The 20004-nt window shown below is 58.8% G+C and carries 2 protein-coding genes (1 of these 2 running past the window's edge); both read right to left on the bottom strand.

Going from position 1 to position 20004, the window contains the following annotated elements; all coding sequences use genetic code 11:
• Nucleotides 1–19399 carry the 5' portion of a tandem-95 repeat protein gene (locus ACZ1JC_RS04760; protein ID WP_465139062.1) on the bottom strand. 10400 nt of this gene lie to the left of the window's left edge, so 19399 of the gene's 29799 nt are visible here — the first part of the coding sequence; the start codon lies at nt 19397–19399; the stop codon falls past the left edge of the window.
• Nucleotides 19396–20004, bottom strand: coding sequence for a hypothetical protein (locus ACZ1JC_RS04755; RefSeq protein ID WP_465139063.1), 609 nt, complete (start codon nt 20002–20004; stop codon nt 19396–19398). The genes ACZ1JC_RS04760 and ACZ1JC_RS04755 overlap by 4 nt, the downstream gene beginning before the upstream one ends.

Raw genomic sequence — 20004 nt, 5'->3', positions numbered from 1 at the left:
CATTGCCGACGATATAGTCGACGTACCGGCTACCGCGCAGCGAACCACCGTAAGTGCTTTCGACGGACGCGTGCACGAAGCCGGTGTCCTCGAGGCCAGTCGGGTCGGCGATCCGGTACTGGATCGTTGCTTCGCCCGCATAGCCGGGGTTGAAGCGTACGATGACGAACTGTTCGCCAGAGAAGGTGACCACTTCGGCCGTGCCGATGCTGACGCGGTTGCCAAGCGCCAACTGGACGGGATCGAGGACCTCCTCGATGGCCACAAAATAGGGCAGGGGCCCGCCGTCGACATCGAAATCGTTCGCCATGAGCTCGGACACACGCAGAACCAATGGCACGTCGAGCGGTGTCGCGAAGTCGAAGTCATCGACCGCGGTGGGATCGTCGGGCTGAGCGATGATCGACAGGTCGACGTAACCTTCGGCGATGCCGCCTTCAGCGGTGTCGTCGGTGATCTGGTAGAAGAACCCGCTCGTTTCTGTGGCATTCGCATCGGGCGTGAACACGATGTTGCCGTCGGCGTCGAATTCGAGGGTGCCGTTAAGGCCGAGATTGGGGCGGAAACCGATGAAGCGAATCGGATCACGGTCGATGTCGCTATCGTTGCCAAGCAGCGCCGAAATCGGAATGGTCACCGGAACATCTTCCAGGACTTCCACGAAATCGTCTCGGGCCACTGGCGGCGCATCGCCTACGTTGTCGAACCATAGCGTGACCTTGCCGTCGTCGAAGGCGCCGTCCGGATCGGAAACCAGGTAATAGAAGCTGGCCTCGCCCCAGAAATCGGCGTCCGGCGTGAAGATGATCGTGCCGTGGTCGGTGAATGTGATGTCGCCGTTGACCGCGGTGGGCACACTGCCCTGATCGGTCATAAATGTGAGGGTGAAGCCTTCCGGATCGAAGTCGTTCCTGAGCAGTTCGATGATCGGGATTTCGATCGCGACGTCCTCGGATCCACGAAGGAACTGATTGCCACTCGCCGCATAGTGATCGTCACCGGCGACGGGACGATCGTTCACCGCCTGGTAAGCGATCGTCGCGCGCGCCCACGAAAGGCCGCCCTGACCATCGCTGACCTGGTAGTCGAACCACGCATCGCCATTGAAATTGGTGGTTGGGGTAAAGAGAATGGTCTGGTTGGCGAGAAGCTGAGCCGAGCCGCCGTGGGCCGAGCCTACAGCCACGATCGTGAGGCTGTCGTTGTCCGGATCGATGTCGTTCGACAACAGGCCAGGAACGATCACACCGTTCACGTCCTGAGCAAGCGCATTGAGGATAATCGGATTGTCTTCGAGGACCGGGCCACCGCTTTGCGTGGTCTCAATCCGGTCGTTGGCTGCCTGCGGGGCGTCGTTGACAGGCGCAAAGTACAAATTGACGCGCGCGGTCGAGGTCGCACCGGATGGGTCCTTGACGACATAGTCGAACCAGGCATTGCCCCAGAAGTAGTCGCGCGGGCGGACCTGGATCATGCCGTCAGCATCAAGGTGAACGTCGATGTCGGGGTTGGAAATCACCGATTGGATGGCAAGGGCGTCGCCATCGGCGTCGCTATCGTTAGCGAGCAGCGAAAGCGGGTCGATTGCGAATCCGATTCCTTCGGTACCCGAAATGGTGCCATCGTTGCGCGCGATGGGCGCATCGTTGACGGCCGTGACGGTTATAAAGACCTTGCCCGTCGCCGAGCCGCCTTCCGGCGTATTGGCAATGTAGCTGAACTCGGCCGTGCCGTTGAAGTTGGCGGTAGGCGTGAAGGAAATGTTGCCATCGCTTGAAAGCGATACAATACCGTTTGCCGCGCCGAAAACCTGCCCGATGACCATGCGATCGCCGTCGAGATCGTTGGAAAGAAGGCGCTCGGCGCGAATGTTGATCGAACCGTCTTCCACAACGGCAAAGCCCTTGTCGTCGATTGCGGTCGCAACAGGGCGGATGCGAATATTGACCTCTGCCTTGTCGAAGGCATTGCGCCCATCCGACAGCATATAGGTAAGCGAAGTCGGGCCGTAGTAACTACTACTCGCCGTAAACACGACATTGCCGTCGGCGTTGAGCACCGCCGTGCCATTGGGCCCACCATCGACCGAGACGATGTGAAGCATGTCCCCATCGGCGTCGAAGTCGTTTGCCAGAAGTTCGCTGGCCGCAATGGTGATCGTCTGGCCGGCGACGAGCAAGTAATAGCCGTCGTCGATGGCGGTAGGCGCGCGGTTGTCGACCAGGTCGCGCATCATCGCCTTGGTCCATTCGACGCCATCGGCGAAGCGGATTGTCTCGGCGCCTTTGCCGTCGGCCGCGAGCGCATCGATGATGGTGAGGCTATCTGATGTAGACGAGGAGAAGCGGATGAGCACTGACTCGCTACCGCGGAACAGCCGCGACACCGAAGCTTCGGTCGAAGCAAAATCGGCGATCAGGACCGTGTCCACCGGATCCGTTTGGACCTGGGTGTCCTGAATGGTATCGTTGCCGCTACCGCGGCCGAACGCATAATTGTCGGCACCTTCCGCGCCTGCGAGCAGGTCGTCTCCCGCTCGCGCGGCAAACGTATCGGCCCCGTCGAAACCGTAGACCTTATCGTTGCTCGCCCCGTCGATATCGGAAAGAGCCCGGGCGCGCATGGCCCCGAGGTTCCAGACTGTGCCGTCGGCAAAACGGATGGTGAATAGGTTAGACGATGCCAGAGCGCCGGTCAGGACGATCTGATCGGTCCCACCAGCAAAGTTGATCACGAGATCCAGATTGTCCGGCCCGCCGCGCGCAGTGCTTGTGATGTCGGACGGGTTAAGGTTCTCAAGGCGAAGTACGTCGGGATCGAGGCTGTATCCTTCGATCCGATCGACACCGTCGCCGGAACGATAGATGAAGGTATCGGTACCGGCGCCGCCGCTGATAAGGTCGTTGCCGCGCCCGCCGGTGAGCATGTCGCTTCCCGAAGTGCCAGCGATAATGTCGTCGCCGTCAGTCTGCTGCGATGCGAGTGCGGCGGAGCGAATAGCGCTCAGGCTTATGACCACGTTACTGTCGGTCAACAGGATGCGCTCGATGCCCTGGAAATCGGCAAGCCCATTGCGGATGACGATCTCGTCGCCCGTCTGGGGCAAGCGGATGACGATGTCGTCGCTTTGCGGCGAGAGACGAGCGAAGCTAAGTTCACCGAACTCGTAGCCTGCTATTTCGAGGGTGTCGTTGACCGAACCGGAGGCGTCGAGGATCGTGTCGCGCCCGTCGCCCCGCGCATAGCGGTAAGTATCGTTCCCGCCGTTACCGATCAGCAGATTGTTGCCCGGACCGCTGGCGAGGATGTTGTCGCCGGCATCGCCGGTCACGATCGCGGTGCTCGCGACAGTGGCCATCGCAAGGAGGGTCTGATCCGTCCACACTGTGCCGTCCGCGAAGCGGACCGCTTCGATCTTCTGGCTCATCGCATTTTGGATGGTAATGCGATCGTTGGTGTCCCGGATCTTGAGGATCAGGTTCGTGCCGTCGAGGCTTTGCTCGACGATGATGTCGCCAGGCGCAATGCCCGCGTCGAACTGAATGGTGTCAAGGCCGCCATAATCGATGACGAGATCCTGGCCATCGCCGCGTCCGAACAGGTAGGTGTCATCGCCGATGTCCCCGACGAGCCGGTCGGCGCCAGCGCCGCCGCGTAGCACGTCGTTGCCGCCATTGGCGTAGAGTTCGTCGTTGCCCGCGCCGCCCAAAAGCGTCTCTGCATAGTCCGAGCCGTAAACGATGTCGTCGCCGGCAGTAGGATCGGTCGCCATGGCCAGTAAGGTCGCTGCTGACCAGACAGTACCATTGGCGAACTCGATGGACTGGATGCCCATGGAAAGCGCAGCTGCCTCGCCAAGGTTGATCCGGTCGCCGGTTCCGGCGATCGCGAGAATGAGCGTCGAGGCGCCTCGGATCAGTTGAAGATCCTCGGGTGCGATACTCTCGCCGAAGATGAGCTTGTTGACGCCGCTTGCGTCGGAGATGCGGTCCTGTCCGTCACCGCGATTGAAGAGGTAAGTGTCGTCGCCAAGCCCGCCGGCGAGGACGTCGTCCCCTGTGCCGCCTGCGAGCGTGTCATTGCCATTGGAGCCGGTTAGGGTGTCGTTGCCGGCGCCGCCAGCAAGCGACGTGATGCCGCCGACAAGGGTGATCGTATCGTCGCCCGCTGTCGCGATCACGGAGCGCGCGAGCACATCGGTCCAGGTCCATGTCGTCCCGTCAGCGAACGCCACCTGCTCGATCTTTCCGGCATCGCCTGCCGAAAGCGCCTGGGAGAGCCGGATGCGTCCGCCGTCGCTGCCAACCCTGAGCTCGATGTCGGCTCCAAGCTGGACGACGGTGACTTCTGCGGGAGCGATTCCGTCTGTGAATTCGATGCGGTCGCTGCCGCCGGCATCGCTAATCGTGTCGCGGCCATCGCCGCGAGTGAAGCGATAGCGGTCATTGCCGAAACCGCCGGTCAGGCTGTCGTCGCCTGCTCCGCCCTCGAAGACGTCATCATCGGCCAGGATTTGGTTGATCGTGCCACCGAAGATCGTGTCGTCGCCAGTCCCGCCCGCGAGGATATCGCTCCCAGCACCGCCGACCAGGAAATCGTTTCCATCCTGACCCGAGACCCAATCGTTGCCATCGCCGCCCTCGATTAGATCATGGCCCGTTCCGCCCGCGAGCTTGTCGTCACCGTCGTAGCCGTAAAGGGTGTCGTCACCGCCAAAACCGTAGATGCGGTCATCCGAGGGACTGCCAGTGAGGACATTACCATCGTCGGTGTCGTCGATGTCGACAGCGCCGTCCAATGGGAAGGCATAGCCGCCGAAATTCTCAGGCGTCAGACTGCCTGCAGCCACTCCCTGGAGACGCAAGAACGATCGCGGCGCGTTGTCGCCCAAGGTCGTCAGAATGATCGTGTCCGCGCCATCCTGCTTGACCACCAGGACGCCAAGTTCGAACGGATTGCCAGGATGCAACTCATTGCTGAATTGGATGATGTCGCCGGCGGCGCCAGCCTCGAAGTCGGTAATGACGTCTTCGGCATTGCCTAACCAGTAGGGATCGATCCTTCGATAAACGTCCCGGCCGCTGCCGCCCGTCATGGTGTCGACGGAATTGTCATCGGTTGCGTATTCGAAATAATCGTTGCCGTCGCCGCCGATCAAGGTATCGGCGCCATCTCCGCCCTCCAGAGAATCCGAGCCGAGACCACCCTCCAGGAGGTCATCGCCATCACCGCCGATCAGCGTATCGTCGTTGTTGGAGCCTGAGGGATCCGTCTCGCCGCTATCGCCGATGAGGTGGTCGTTGCCGTCACCGCCGTACAACGTGTCGGAACCGTAGCCGCCATCGATCTGATCGTTGCCCAGGCTGCCGCTAAGGCGGTCATTTCCGGTGGTGCCGACAAGCGACTGACTGTCGGTGGTGGCGAAACCCATGCCGCCGAAGTTGGCCGCGACAAGGTCTTGCTTATTGACGTTCTGGAGCACCAGTGCGGTGCCGAAGACGTGGCTGCCATCGCTTCCGGTCGATAGAATCGACTGGACGAGAACGTCTGCACCTGCCTGTTTGAGGAGGACGGTGTACCCATCCGAAGATTCGATCGCGGCCCAAGTGGGAACATTGACACTATCGCCGTTCGCGCCGACTTGGAAATCGGTCACCACGTCCGCGCCCGCGATTGTCTCGCTGCTTTCGGAAATGACGAAGGTGTCGCGGCCCGCTCCGCCGGTCAGGATGTCCCTGCCGGTTCCACCATCCAGATAGTCCTCCCCGAGACCGCCCTCGAGAGTATCGTTGCCGGCCCCGCCGTAGAGCTGGTCTTCATCGTGCGGGATTCCGGTGCTGAGCTGCGTTCCCCGAAGTTGCAGCGCCCAAACGCCGGGTTCACCCGTATTTCCGAGCGCATTGTCGAGATCGACTGGGCCCAACGACGGGAGGGGGATCTGGAATGTCTCCCACGGGGTGTAGACATTGGGCGTTCCCGTTTTCGCCCAGTTCAGGTTCTCGTAGCGGTAGACGATGTCGAAGGAGTCGGCCCCAAGAACCTTGATCTGCACCTGGAAGGCATTGGGCGTGGAGATGTTGTAACCGTAGACATCGTCCCAGGTGACCGTGATCGTGCTGGTCGCCGCGTCAAAGTCGACCCAGACGAGATTGCTGCCTGTGGAATTGCCGCCGCTACTGGGCGTGTGCGTGCCGGAACGGGTGTCCGCATCCTGCGGCCAAATGTTGAGGCCGAGATTTCCGATTGTAAGAGTGCCATTGGTCGAGATCTGTACGGCCGTGATGGCCACTCCATCGACGTTGACGACACCTGCGTTGAAGTCCGTGGGAATGCCAATGGTCTGGGCACCATCGTCGCTGCGGGTAAGCGCGGTTTCCCCAAAGCCGACTGGCCCGCCGAGCGTATTGACGAGCGCGTTGGAAAGGGGGCCAAAATAGCTGGCAAAATCGGGAGCATCGGTCTGTGGAAGTCCGCTGTCGCCGATCAGATGGTCATCGCCGTCGTCGCCTCTGATGGTATCGCTGCCATAGCCACCATCGATGAGGTCGTTACCCCATCCGCCGTCGAGTACATCCTTGCCCGCCGTGCCGGTGACGACGATGTCGTCGGTCCGCACAATCAGCGGCACATTGAAGTTTTCGGGCACGAGATCGTTTGCGTTGACGTTCTCGAGGGTCAGCAGGGTGGTGGGAACATAGGCTTGGGCATTGTCGTCCCACCGATTTACCCAAACGATTGCATTGGCACCGTCCTGCCGGACAAGGACAGAGCGGCCATGGATGCCCCAGTTTACGGACTCGGAATCGAGTTCAATGATGTCACCGGCTGCCCCGGTTTCGAAATCGGTGATGACATCGCCATGACCCGCGCTCACAGCTGCGCCGAATTCAGCAGACATGAGGCCGATCTCACCGCCGCCGCCGGCTCCGCCATCACCGATGACAAAGCGGTCGCGTCCGGCTCCGCCGGTGATCCGGTTGGACTGATTGCCGTAGGACAGGTTCCAGAAGGTGTCGTTGCCTGCGCCGCCGTCTATTTGGTTGGCACCGAGGGTATCCTCAAACCAGTCATCGCCATCGCCGCCGAGAAGGACATCGTCGCCCGCGCCGCCGTGGATTTCGTCGTTGCCGCCAAGCCCGGAAATCTGGTCATTGCCGAAACCGCCTTGCAGCACGTTGTCGGCATCGTCGCCGACGATGATTTGGTCCTGGACCAATTCGAAGCTGTTGTCGTCGAAATTGGCACGTGTCAGCGTTGACGCGTTGACCCCCAACAGGCGGAGAAGCGGCCGGGTTACGATAGCACCGCCATCGTTTACGGCCAGCGAGACTACGGTGTCGGCGCCGTCTTGGCTGACGAGCACGGAGCCCTGACCTCCTAGGTCTGGATCCATGAATATGCCCAGAATGTCTCCTTCATCACCCACCGTGAAGTCGGTGATGATGTCGATGCCCCCCGATCCTGTGGTCTGGCCGGCAAAGATTTCGAAATAGTCCCGGCCATTGCCGCCGGTGAGGACATCGCTTCCCTGACCTGTTCCCACGTCGATGAAGGTGTCGTCCCCGTCGCCGCCATCGATGACGTCATCGCCACCGCTCCCGCCGCTCAGAACATCGTTGCCGCCAAGACCGACGATAGTGTCTGCAAGGGCGCCGCCAATGAGCTCGTCGTCACCTTCCGTGCCGGTGAGGTTCAAGGCTTTGTCAATGATCGACAAGCGACCGTCGAGTTCGGAAAAATTATCGAGCGTAAGCAGGCTGCCGTCGATATCCGCCAGGCGAAGGAGGGGGATCAGGGCCGAATTATCGGCTTTGAAATAGACCATGACATCGCCGCCCTCTTGGGCGAAGACGATGCGACTGAAATCGATTGCCTCGAAAAAGCCGTTCCCGTTCCGGCTCGGCCTGAAGGTGATCACGTCGCCGCCTGCACCGGCAGCGAAGTCGGTCACGGTCGAAACTGTGCCGGTAAACGAAGGTCCATCGAGTCCTGGAACGCGAACGAAATAGGTGTCAGTGCCAGAACCGCCCGTAGCGGTATTCGTGGCGAAGGGTTGCGAGAGGTCGAAGACGTCGTTTCCGGCTCCCCCGTCCAGGGTGTTGTGACCTTCGCTGTCGAGGAAGGTATCGTTTCCGTCTCCGCCGATCAGCGTGTCGTCGCCAGAACCGCCATCAAGGATATCATTGGCCGCACCGCCGCTGAGCAGATCATTGCTGTCGCTGCCGTTCACAATATCGCCAGTGAACAGGATATCCGTGCGATCGTCGAAATCCTGGAAATTGTCTCGGGTGAGTAGTGACCCGTCGACAGATTGAAGTCGTACCAGTTCGATGAGAGCCGGTGCATCGGGATGCTCAGGTTTGAACAGCACCACCACGTCGGTGCCGTCCTGTATCAGGATAACGCGTTCCCAAAGGACCAGCGGTCCGCCGTCGACCGTAGCACCGCCGCCAAAGCCGAGCAGGTCCCCGCCCGCACCCGGCGTGAAATCGGTGACGATCGTGGGCTCACCGCTCACCCAATCCTGGTTTTCGGATGGCGTGCCGAGCCAATAGGTATCGCTTCCTGCCCCGCCTTCAATGGTGGTACGTGTATCGTCGGACCGGTCGAGGTAGAATTGGTCATCGCCCGCACCGCCCGACATCGTGTTGGTGCCTTCAAAATCCCAGAAATCGTCGTTCCCGTCACCGCCAATAAGGGTATCGTCGCCCACACCGCCTTCGAGAATGTCGTCGCCCACTCCGCCTTCGAGAATGTCGTTGCCGTCGCCCCCGTAAAGGCTGTCGTTCTGGCTCTGGGGGAGACCAATGATGTCGGAGCCGCGGATCTGGAACGACCACACACCGGTATCGCCAAGATTGCCAGGCGCGTTGCCGAGGGCAGTACCGTCGCCACCGGAAAGCTCAATGACCCCGGACTGATCCGACGTGTTTAGGCGGGGGTTGGAGCCGCCGGACCAGTCGATGGATTCGTAGCGATAGACGACGTCCAGAGCGTCGTTGCCGAGCAACTTGATCTGGAGCTGGAAAGCGTTTGGAGCCGAGCCGGAAGGGTAAGCGCCGACATCGTCCCAGGTGATTGTGATCGTTTGTGTAGCGACGTCGAAGTCATACCAGACCAGATTTGTGCCTTGCGAGGCACCGCCTGCGCTGGGCGTCAGCGGCCCGCCGCCATTGTCGACATCCCAGGGAAGGACATCGAACCTGTTGGCGCCAATCGACGCATAGCCGTTGATACCGACGGTGATGCTGGTGATGGCTTCGCCATCGATGATGAACTCGCCGCCAAGCGCGTCGATCAGGGAAGCTGGTAGCTCGATGACAAGTTCGTCGTCGTCGCCGGCGGGCAGCGCGGCCTCTCCGAAGCCTGCTGTGCCTCCAAGGCCACCGACGAGCGTGCTGGTTTGTGTTCCAAAATATGTCTGAAGTGCTGCCTGCACTTCAGGCCAGTCGCCTGCGGCAAAATTTTCCGGCGCGTCGCCGACAAGGTGGTCGTCGCCGCCGTTGCCGTAGAGCGTGTCCTGGCCGGCCTTGCCGAAAATTTCATCATTGCTGTCGGTGCCGTACAGGTCGTCCGCCCCGTTGGTGCCGATAAAGGTGTTACCCGGATTGCCGCCCGGCTCTTCTCCGCCCGGCTCTTCGCCTCCGGGCTCACCGCCGCCAGGCTCCTGGCTGCCTCCGTCGAAGATTACCGAGCCGAACGGGGTCGTGTCACGATCGGGATGGAGGATCGCTTGCGCGGCGTCTTCGGTAACAATGTGACTGCGCAGCGTCGCATAGTCCCAGGTCGTACCATCCGCGAAGCGGATCTGGTCAATGTCGTCGCCGCCGCTGCTGCCGCCGCCCTTGATAGTGATGCGATCGTCTTCGCTTCCGCGCAGCCGGATCACAAGATCGTTGCCCAGGATAGTAAGGGCGACATCGCTAGCGGTGATACCCTGACCGAAGCTCAGCGTGTTCGTCGAGTTCCATTGGTTGGGAACATCGATGGTGTCGCGGCCATCGCCGCGATTGAAAATGAAGGTTGCATCGCCGTTGCCGGTAATGAGCGTGTCATCGCCCTTGCTGCCGATGACGGTCAGCGTGCGCTCGAACCAGACCCCGAATTCGATCCGGTCGTTACCGTCGGTGCCCTGAGCCGCACGAGCGAAGATCTCGGCCGCGTTCCAGATGGTGCCGTCAGCAAAGATGAACTGCTCGATGACATTGTCGATATTGTCGACCGAGTTGTTCTCGTTGTTGCCCATGCCCTCGATCGTGAGGCGATCGGAGCTACCGGCGATCGCGAGGCGGATCGCGCCGTTCTCGACGCCGAGGAAGATGATGTCGCCCGGGGCAATACCAGGGCCAAAGCGGAGCTTGTCGACGCCGCCGTCGTTGTAAACGCCGGCATCAAGGATACGGTCCTGTCCGTCACCGCGCGCGAAATAGTATGTGTCGCTGCCGCGATTACCCTCGAGGCGGTCGTTACCCCGTCCGCCAGTCAGGATATCGTTGCCGTTTCCGGTTTCGATATAGTCGTTGCCATCCCCCCCATAAACCTCGAATTCAGTGTTCGAGGCGTCTGCCGGAATGATGATATGATCGTCGCCGTTCGTGGACGGAATGGATGATGCAAGCGTCGACAGTTTGATAATCGAGCCATCGGCAAACTTGAGCGAGGCAACTATTCCAGTCGTACGGCCAACCGGATCGACAAGCGTAAGCCGATCGTCGCCACCTGCAATCAGCAGGACAATATTGCCATAGGCATCGCGCTGAGCGGTCACGTCACTGCGGGCGATCCCAGAGCCGAATTCGATGACCGCCAGGCCATCCCATCCGCTCGTGCTCTGAACGCGGTCCTGACCGTCACCTCGGCTCAAGCGGATGACGTCGGCGCCGCCATTTCCGGCAATCGTGTCGTTGCCCTTGCCGCCGGTAAAGGTTTCCGCGGCCGGCGTCCCGACCAGAGAATCGTCGTTGTCGGTGCCTTGACCGCGCCAGAAGCCTTCAAGCTGCGCGAGCGTAAAGCTGGTGCCATCATCGAACACGATGCGGTCGACCGCATAATTGCTTGAGGACGCGTGGCGCAGCGTAATGCGATCGCTGCCGTCGGCAAAGGAGATCTCGGTTTCACGGAAATCGGGCGTGAACGTCACCCGCATGTCGGCCGCAGCGTAGCCCTTGATGCGCAACACGTCGTTGGAGCCATTGCTGTCCTCGACGACATCCGCGCCGTCACCGCGCGAGAAAACGTAGGTGTCGTTGCCGCCGCCGCCTGCCAGATAATCGGCGCCTTTGCCGCCAGTCAGCGTCTCGGCTCGGTTCGAGCCGAGGATCACGTCGTCGCCTGTGCCCGCCTGGTCGTTGACGAGCCGCTGGTTGAGAGCGGCACCATCGAGCACCTGGCCATCGGCGAACAGAAGGCTGGGCAGGGCGCCGTCGAGCATTCCGTTGACAAGGATGACCTGGTCGCCGGTCGAGAAGACGATGGCGATGTCGTTGCTGCCCTTGGCGAGCGGGCGGATCAGCGCGTCGGTGGCGCCGTAGTCCGCGAAATTGATGGTCGCAGACGTGACACCAGATGGCATTTCGATGCGATCGACACCATCGCCGGCGTGGATAGTGACCGTGCCGCCGTTGGCCATCAGGACACGGTCGTTGCCTCGTCCCGGTTCGACCGCCTCGCTGACGTCCAGCTCGCGTAAATCGATGATATCCTGGCCCGTGCGATCGCTCGCCGCAAGAATCAGGCTGCGCACTTCGGCAAGCGACAGGCTCTCGCCATCGGCAAAGACAAAAGATTCGACCGGCGCGGTCTTATAGCCGCCCAGGATGACCAATCTGTCGGCGCCATTGCCTACCGTGATCAGCAGATCGCCATCGACATTGGTGAACGTCACTTCATCCTGGGTGATACCTTCGCCGAATACAATCTGGTCGATCCCGCCCGTATCGGAGACCGCGTCGTAGCCATCGCCAATCCCGAACTTGTACGTGTCGTTGCCGGTACCGCCCGCAAGCGCGTCCGATCCGGCACCGCCGGAAATGACATCGTTGCGCCCGTCAAAGCCGACGATGCTATCGTCGCCCGCGCCGCCGGTGAGTATGCGATCAATGAGATTGTCGCGAGTGAGGACAGTGCCATTCGCGAAATGATACTCCTCGACGCTAGTCGTGCCGAGGCCCCCGACGATGCGCAGAACGTCCGCGCCGTTGCCGAGGTCGATGATCATGTCGCTACCGTCGCGGGTGACGATCAGGTCTTCGGCGCGTACCGAGGCACCAAAGACAACGCGATCGACAGATCCAGCGCGGTCCTGCTTTTCGATGATGGTGTCGAAATCGTAGCCGGCCGAGAATGCGTAAGAGTCACCGGCATTGCCGCCCTTCAACGTGTCGTCGCCCTGGCGACCATCGAGGGTATTGGGAACATCGATGAGAAGATCGCTCACCGCGATGACATTGTCGCCGCGGTCGCCGCCCTCGATCTGAAGCTCCTGCTCGATATCGCCGGCAGTGAGCACCGTTCCATCGGCAAAACGGAAGACCTCGATCGCGTCATCGATGCTGCGGAACTGATTGCGGATGCGCAGCGTGCTATCCGGCCGGCCGTCGATGGTGATGAGCAAATCATCACCTGACTTCGTGAAAACGATGTTGCGATCGCCAAGGTAACGGATGTCGGCACCGAACTCGACGGTATCGTTGACCGGAACGTTGGCACCCGTCCGATCTCCCCAGGAGGCTCGGGTACGTCGGTCGACAATGACATCGTTACCGTAGCCAACGTCGAAAATGTAGGTGTCACCGCCGTCGCCGCCGATCAATTGGTCGTCGCCGGCGCGCCCGTCGATGATCTCGCCAAAATCGGATCCGGTCAGGATGTCCGCGCCATTGGTTGCGCCGCCGGTGAACCGATCGAGGGCGATATCTTCCGGGTTGAGGTCGGTGAAGGAAATTTGGCGATCGGCGAACACAAACTGCTCAATCGCAGCATGCTGGGCGCCTTCGCGGATATACTGCCCTTCGACGATCAGTTTCTCGCCCGTGGCCTTGATCGTGAAGACAAGATCGAGCGCAGTGCGCGTGACCGTCACATCGGAGAAATTAAGGTTCGAGAAGACTATTCGATCGGAACCATCCTCATCATAGATGGTGTCGTTGCCGTTGCCCTGTGCGTAATAGTAAGTGTCGTTGCCCGACAGACCTTCCATACGGTCGTCGCCAGCGCCGTTCTTGAAGATATCGGCGATGCCTTCAAAGCCATAGATGACGTCGTTTCCAGCAGTTTGGCCGACATCGACAAAGTGCTGCAGAAGCTGGAGATAGTCCCACTGGGTTCCGTCGCCGAAGACGATGTCTTCGAGCGCGTTTACGTAGCCCAGGAACGGCAGTTGCTCGAGGAAATCGACCAGCGTGACCTGATCATCGGTTCCCTTGATTTTTAGAGCAAGAGTGTCGCTCTTGCCGGAGCGCAGATAGTCGAGATCGGTCCAGCGAATGTCATCGGCGAATTTGAGGACGTCATGCTGAGGGCCATCAAAGAGGCCGTAGGCCGGCCCATTGTCCTCGATGACGTCGTGACCATAACCGCGACCGAAGATGTAGGTGTCGTCGCCGCGGCCGCCTTGCAGGTAGTCGTCGCCCGCGCCGCCATCGAGCGTGTTGGCGTTGAGGAAGCCGTAAATGGCATCATCGCCCGCAGTCTTGGCATTGGCGAGGACCCTTTCGGCCACTTGCGTGAATTCAAGGCTGGTGCCGTCATCGAAGATGAAGCGCTCGACCAGATTCGGCGAGACATAATCCAGACCATCGCTTCCCCCCACGGAGTCGGCCAATAGGCCGAGGCCAAGGGACAGCCCGCCGAAATAGTCCTCGATTTCGATCGTGTCACCGGTCGGATTGCCGGATTTGTCCAGCAACGTAATCAGTAGGTTCGTGTCCGAGCCGCTTCGTGTCAGTCGCAGATCGTTGGCTGTAATGTCGCCGGTGAACTTGAGGAAATCGATGCCGGCCGCCGCTGCGCCGAACGAGATACCCCCGCGTTCGCTGATGACGTCCTGGCCATCGCCCCTGGCAAAGATGTAGATGTCGCCGCCAAGACCGCCTGTAAGAACGTCATTGCCTTTGCCGCCCCAAAGGACGTCATCCGAGCCCGAACCTGCATAGACGTCACCGCTGTCGCGCGGATCAGCCACCTCAAGCGCAAGACGGAAGCGGTCCCAGATAACGCCGTCAGAAAAGACGATCTGCTCGACGCCAGATTCGAACTGCTTGCCGTTCGAAAGGTAGGGGTTGAGCTCCCCGAGGAACTGGTCGGTCAGGCGTACGGTATTGAGCAGGGCGCCGTTGTCGTCGCGGACTTCAAGGATCAGGTCCTGGCCGTCACGAATGGCCGTGACATGTTTTGAATCGACGGCCGTGAAGCGCAATTCGTCGTCGCCGCCGAGGTCCTGATCGAAAATGACATCGTTTCCGGCATTCTTGCCAACGAAATAGTAGTCAGCGCCATTCCCGCCGCGCAGAGTTTGATCGCCGGCGGTCATGTAGAAGAAATCGGTCCCGCTCGTCCCTTCCACAACGGTGTCAGTGTTCGAATGCGTGATAATGCGGGTTTCATCGACGGATAGCGCGTGTGCGACGCCGCGGATGTCGAGGTTGACGCCTACGTTTTCGTAAGCCTCGACCAGCATCTGCATGATGTAGGCTTGGTCGATCCCGACCTTCGCTTCGAGGACGCCGCCGTCGCTATCTTGCGCGAAATCGGGATAGATCTGCCAAAGTAGCTCGTTCCAATCGGTCAGATAGTCGAGAATGGCATCGTTTGCATTCGACGTTGGAGCGGCCTCGAAGATCGCTTCGAACATCGGGGCCATCTGGCGGTCCGTCGTAGTGACGAAGACATCCCGCGACGCGTCGTATGTAAGCCCGCGCGCAAAGTCCTTTAGCCCGCCTTGAAGCGCGAGGCGAACTGCGAGGCGACGCGATGTTACGATGTATTGCTCCATGACAGGCTGGAGCATGGCGATCATCGTTTTGATGTCGCTTTGATAGGTGGTCGCCTGGGCCGTAGTTCCGTCGGAATACGTCACCGTAACCGGATTGCCGTCGGCATCGACCTCATTGACGTAGCGTCCGGCTCCATCAATGCCATTGACACTGTAGCTGAGCTGGCCCGTGACGTTATTGTAGGTTGCGGACAGCATTTCGGGACGGAAGTCGACGCCGCCGAGGCTGGTCGCGAAATGGAATTGCGCAGGCGTCAGCAACTCGACGCGATAGACGCTGTCGTCCGTCGAACCAACCTCATCGAGGCTGCTGAAATCGATTGCGTAGTTGCGGAGATTGAACTCGAAAGCGTTCCCATTCTTCGCCTGAAGCTGAAGCGCGCGATCGAGGTTGCGAGCCCAGACATAGAACGTGCCGTCATTGTCGGTAATTTGGACGGTATAATCAACTGCAACGCCGTTGATGAAATTGACCGCAATGGTATCAACCGGCAGGTCGGCCAACGAGTTGTATTGGATGTCTTCGCGGCGCCACTCGGTGCCGGTTGTATGCGGCAAGGCCAGGATGGCGTCGACCGTGGCGTAGGAAACGGACGGGTTGGAGGCGAGCACCCAGCTGCCGTCCGTCTGTCGGATGCCGTAGTCGAGGATGACAGCCCTGCCGTTCACCTGGCTCATCAGGTAAGGGGCTTCCTCACGGAAGGTGAGGGCAGTTCCTCGCGAAGAGGGTGACCATGCCTGTTCGAGGTGCCAGCTTTGCCCCTGAGCAAGTACCTGCTCAAGAGTTGGGCGGCCGATCGCAGTGCCCTGTGCGCTTAGGACAGGACTGCCGGATTCAAGAGTCCAGAAGCCCCCCGTCGAATCCTCGACGTAAATGGCACGGTCAAGGAGCGCTCCGTTCGCGTCGAGTTTGACTGCGACAAGCTCTCGGCTTGTTTCAAGCGTCATTCCCCATTCGCCGAGGACATCGCCAACCTTCGCCACAAGGTCTTTCATCTTGGGCGTGGTCATCGCAGAGGCGCGATCTTGAACCAGCTCGGCAAAGCCGGGGTCATTGGCGGCGGCAACCGCGAGATCGGTGACGCTACCAAACCCTTTCGCGTTCAGCGTCGTGTCCGATTGCCAGGGCGCCAGGCCACTCTCGCCGGCGTATTTGGTGTCGACTTCGTTTGCCGTGAACAGGGCTTCGAAGATGTTGGAAGTACGACCGGTGTCGAACGTGACCGTACTGCTGGAAACAAGCTGAGCGTTCGTGGGCGTCGTGACGCCAAGTGCGGTCGTTGAAAGGTTGATCGAGACAATGCCGAGCTGATCGAGCGTCCTTAGCTCGCCAGCATCGGTTATGCCGTCGCGATCCTTGTCTTGCCAAATCTGGAGGCTCGACCAGATCACGTCGGCGGACGTGATCTTTCCGTCGCCGTTGCTGTCGTACTGCGCAAGCTCTGCGAAGCCGCCGCCTGCGCGGCTGCCAAACATTTCGCCGATGTCATCGACACGGCCATTTCCGTTGCTGTCGAGGACAAGGAAGCCGTCGTCGCCCTTTAGCCAACCGGTTCTCTCAGCGAACAGGTCGCCGTCGACGTCGAAGTATGCAGAACTGTTATCAAGGCTGATAGTCTCGATACCATCGCCATCGAGGTCGATGACAAGGGGGTCGGTACCTTCTGCCCACTTGAGCGCCTTGGTGAAGCGTTCTGTCGCGGCCACGGTGGACGCTAGCGTGTCCGCCATGACGCTGTAGTAGAGTGCAGCACCGACCATACCCAAGAGGGGGCTGACCATCGGCAACAAGGTCTGAAGCGGATTTACCGCACGGAAGACCATGCCGAGGTCGCCTTGACCCGCAAGGCCTTCTTGTAGACTGCCTAGCCTCGAACCAACGACGTCGACGTTCTCGATCTTCATCCAGCCCTTGTTGACGCCAGATGTCGAGCTAGCCTCACTTCCGAGTGCGGCCATCATGCCATCGAATATCTGTTCGAAGGCATTGGTGATATACATGTCGACGTTTCCGTCTTCGTCGACCTTGAAGGTGTAAAGAATCCATGGCTGTAGATGGTCTACATAAACTTCACCTGTCCAATCGGTTGCTCCACCGGTCGAGTATCGCGCGATGTTCGCTAAACCGATCGAAGATCCCAATAAGTTATTGAGAATACCCAGTCCGGCAAGGCCTCCGTTTGCATCGCCGCCAGTTAACGGAATTCCAAAGTACTTAAGGACATCACTATGCTGCGCGTCCATCAATGTTGTATCGGCAAAATACCAGATGTTGTCGCTGTTGCTCGAATTGTCTTCGACTGGGACAATCTCCATCAACGGCTGGCCGGTCTCATCAAACATGAGCAACCCATCGGCATCGCGCTTTTGACGTTGATACAAACCGTCTTCTGTGTCGCCGTAGATTAATCCGCCCGGGGATGTGTTGAAAATCCAGTCGCGGCCAAGGCCGCCAATTGTGATGGCTCCTGCGTCGCCTTTGTTTGTGGGAGCATCGCCGAGGATGGTGATGACCCAGTCATTGCCCTCGCCGCCATCGAGTTTAAGTGTATAATCAACTTCGGCGCGAGTTGCGTGAGGGTCGGGAGACACCTCCTTTGGCGACCCGTCCGGATTAAATCCTCTTGGATCTCCGGTGCGGCGCCATTCTTCCAACTGTTGTTGTTGAGCGCGCTCACTATCGCGGATTTCTCGTGCCGACACGTAGCCGTCGGAGGTGCTGTAGCCACCGATAGCTTCGCCGGCCCGAATTAACTCGGGAAGCCATCCAACAAGAACGTCGTCACCTCCACCGCCCAAAACCTCGCCGGCAGAACGATGAACGAGCCAGTTGTCTTTGTCATCGCCGATCAGGATCGTGACATCGTCTCCAACTAAGATGTCATTTCCGTCTCCTACAATGGAAGCAGCCTGCTCAGAAACCCACTCAATTGCTCGCCCTGAAACCGCTTCCAACGTCCGCTCAGCGACATCTTTGAACTCGTTTGTCGCAGCGTCAATGTATCCCCGTATGGTTGTTTCGAAGGCAGTGAGGCTATCGCTGATGTCCTTTACGACCTTGTAGGTGTAGCCCGTCTTGTCGAGACCGAATTCATCACTTGCTAAGTAATCTACAATGTTTTTGATAGCCGCATAAGTCGCTACAGATGAAGCTGTAAACATCACAATCGGGCCCAGCGGCGAGATGGCTGCTGCCATCATTCCTCCCGCAAATGCCAGACTAGTCAATGATGTGGCGTCAGCAGCAGCTGCCTTTATGTACTGCTCAAAGGCTCCTGGTGTATCTTTCCGCCTATTCCATTCGACCCAAATATTTCCAACGGCCAGCGCGCTAGCCGCCAAACTCACTCCCAGTTTTGTCTTGTCAATATTTCCCGATGGGGTGGAGTAATAATCTTTGATTTTTCGTAAGCCTGCGCGAACAAAATCTGGCACGTCGTCGCCGCGTTGTATCGATGCATCAACGATAAGGTGAGCTCGATTTTCGATGTATTCAGCATACTGCGTCATTTTTGCAGTGTCTGAACGATATTCTGCAAGAAAATTTTTCTCGAGATCGGCCTGCGTAAAAAGTCCGTCCTGCGGAGATTTTGTTAGATCCGACGAGAGCAGTCTCGACCTTTTGACATGTTCGCGAAAATCATCAGATTCCAATATCGGCTCTAGCATTTGTCGATCGATGTAGAGCTGATCGTTGAAAAATTGCTTATGGGCATCTTCGGCTCTGGAAAACGCGTCGTATTGACTTAGAGCCTCATCGATTGAGTAGTTTCCAGTTATTTTTTCTCCATTCAACCATTGGTCTTCAAGATTAGGTATCTCAACTGCGCCGAAGCCTCGGAGAGGGCTCAGATTTTGCTCGTTGAAGAAACCTCTAAAATATCCTGCGCCGTTCTCTATTCCGTGCTGGATATAATCTTGAGAGCCATAGTTCCAAAGGATATCGGCAATAGAACCGTCACCTATTGGGTTGCCGTTATATCTGAGGAGGCCGCCAAATTCATCATTTAGTGCAGAAACCTGAGCTTCAAACGCGCCGTTTCTTGTGGCAAGCGTTAATTGCTTTCCAAAGGGTGTGTCGCCAATTGTGCCAGCTTTAAGGCCAGATATGCGCATTTCTTCGATGTAGCGCGTAGCATCAGCACCTGCACCATCGCCAGAGTAGACAACGTATACAGGCTGCCCCCCAGCGCCTATTCCTTCGGCTAAACTGAGATCCGCCGGATTGTCTCTGGTAAAATTGGCAGCACTTGTGTCGAAGCCAATACTCGTTAGCCGCGATTTGAAGCGCGCCACCTCGTCCGAGTTCAGTGAGCGCAACGTTCCTGAGCCGTCGTCGATCTGGAGCGTACTTGTAGTGCTTTCAATCGCACGATTAAACAGTTCTGCATCGCTCATCGCGCTCATGCGGCAAACTCCCGGCAGGCAACGCGTACAAGACCGTCTATGGGGGCGGGCAGCGGAGTGGTGGAATTTTCCGAAAGCTCAGCGGCAATTTTCGCCGGTAAGTACAGGCAAACTCTGCGAGAACACCATTGATTGCCATATTGGCTTTGCCAAATTGGCAGAATAACCGTAGACTTGAGGGCGTAAAGCGCGGTGTCCCACGCAAATTTGCTGACCAGATCTATGTCGGCCATCTCGATTAATCGCACGGATGTGCCAAGCGTAGCATCTTTTCCGGCGATGAGGATTAGTGATACCTCGTCACTATTTCGTTGAATGCTAACCTGATATGTTAATATGGTTCGACTTCTGTCGGACTCGAAGGGCACGTTTTTCGGCGGCGCACTGCCGAATGTCTCAAACGTCTGAGACAATTTGTTGGGAGGTGGCATCGTCCATCTCCCTGCAATAATTTCGGGGTCGTGAGATAGAAGAATGTCTATATTGCCACCAGAAGCATCTGCCTCGGGATTCCAGCGACCGGTTGTTAATCGAAGCTTGAGGTTTGCATCGAAAATGTCCGCGCAATCTTCAGTCGCGGGAGCAAAATTGTTCTCAATGGTCAT

It is taken from the genome of Sphingomonas sp. BL-S-28, from assembly GCF_055521515.1.
The sequence above is the reverse complement of the archived record's forward strand: the minus strand, read 5'-3'. Positions and strand labels throughout refer to the sequence as shown.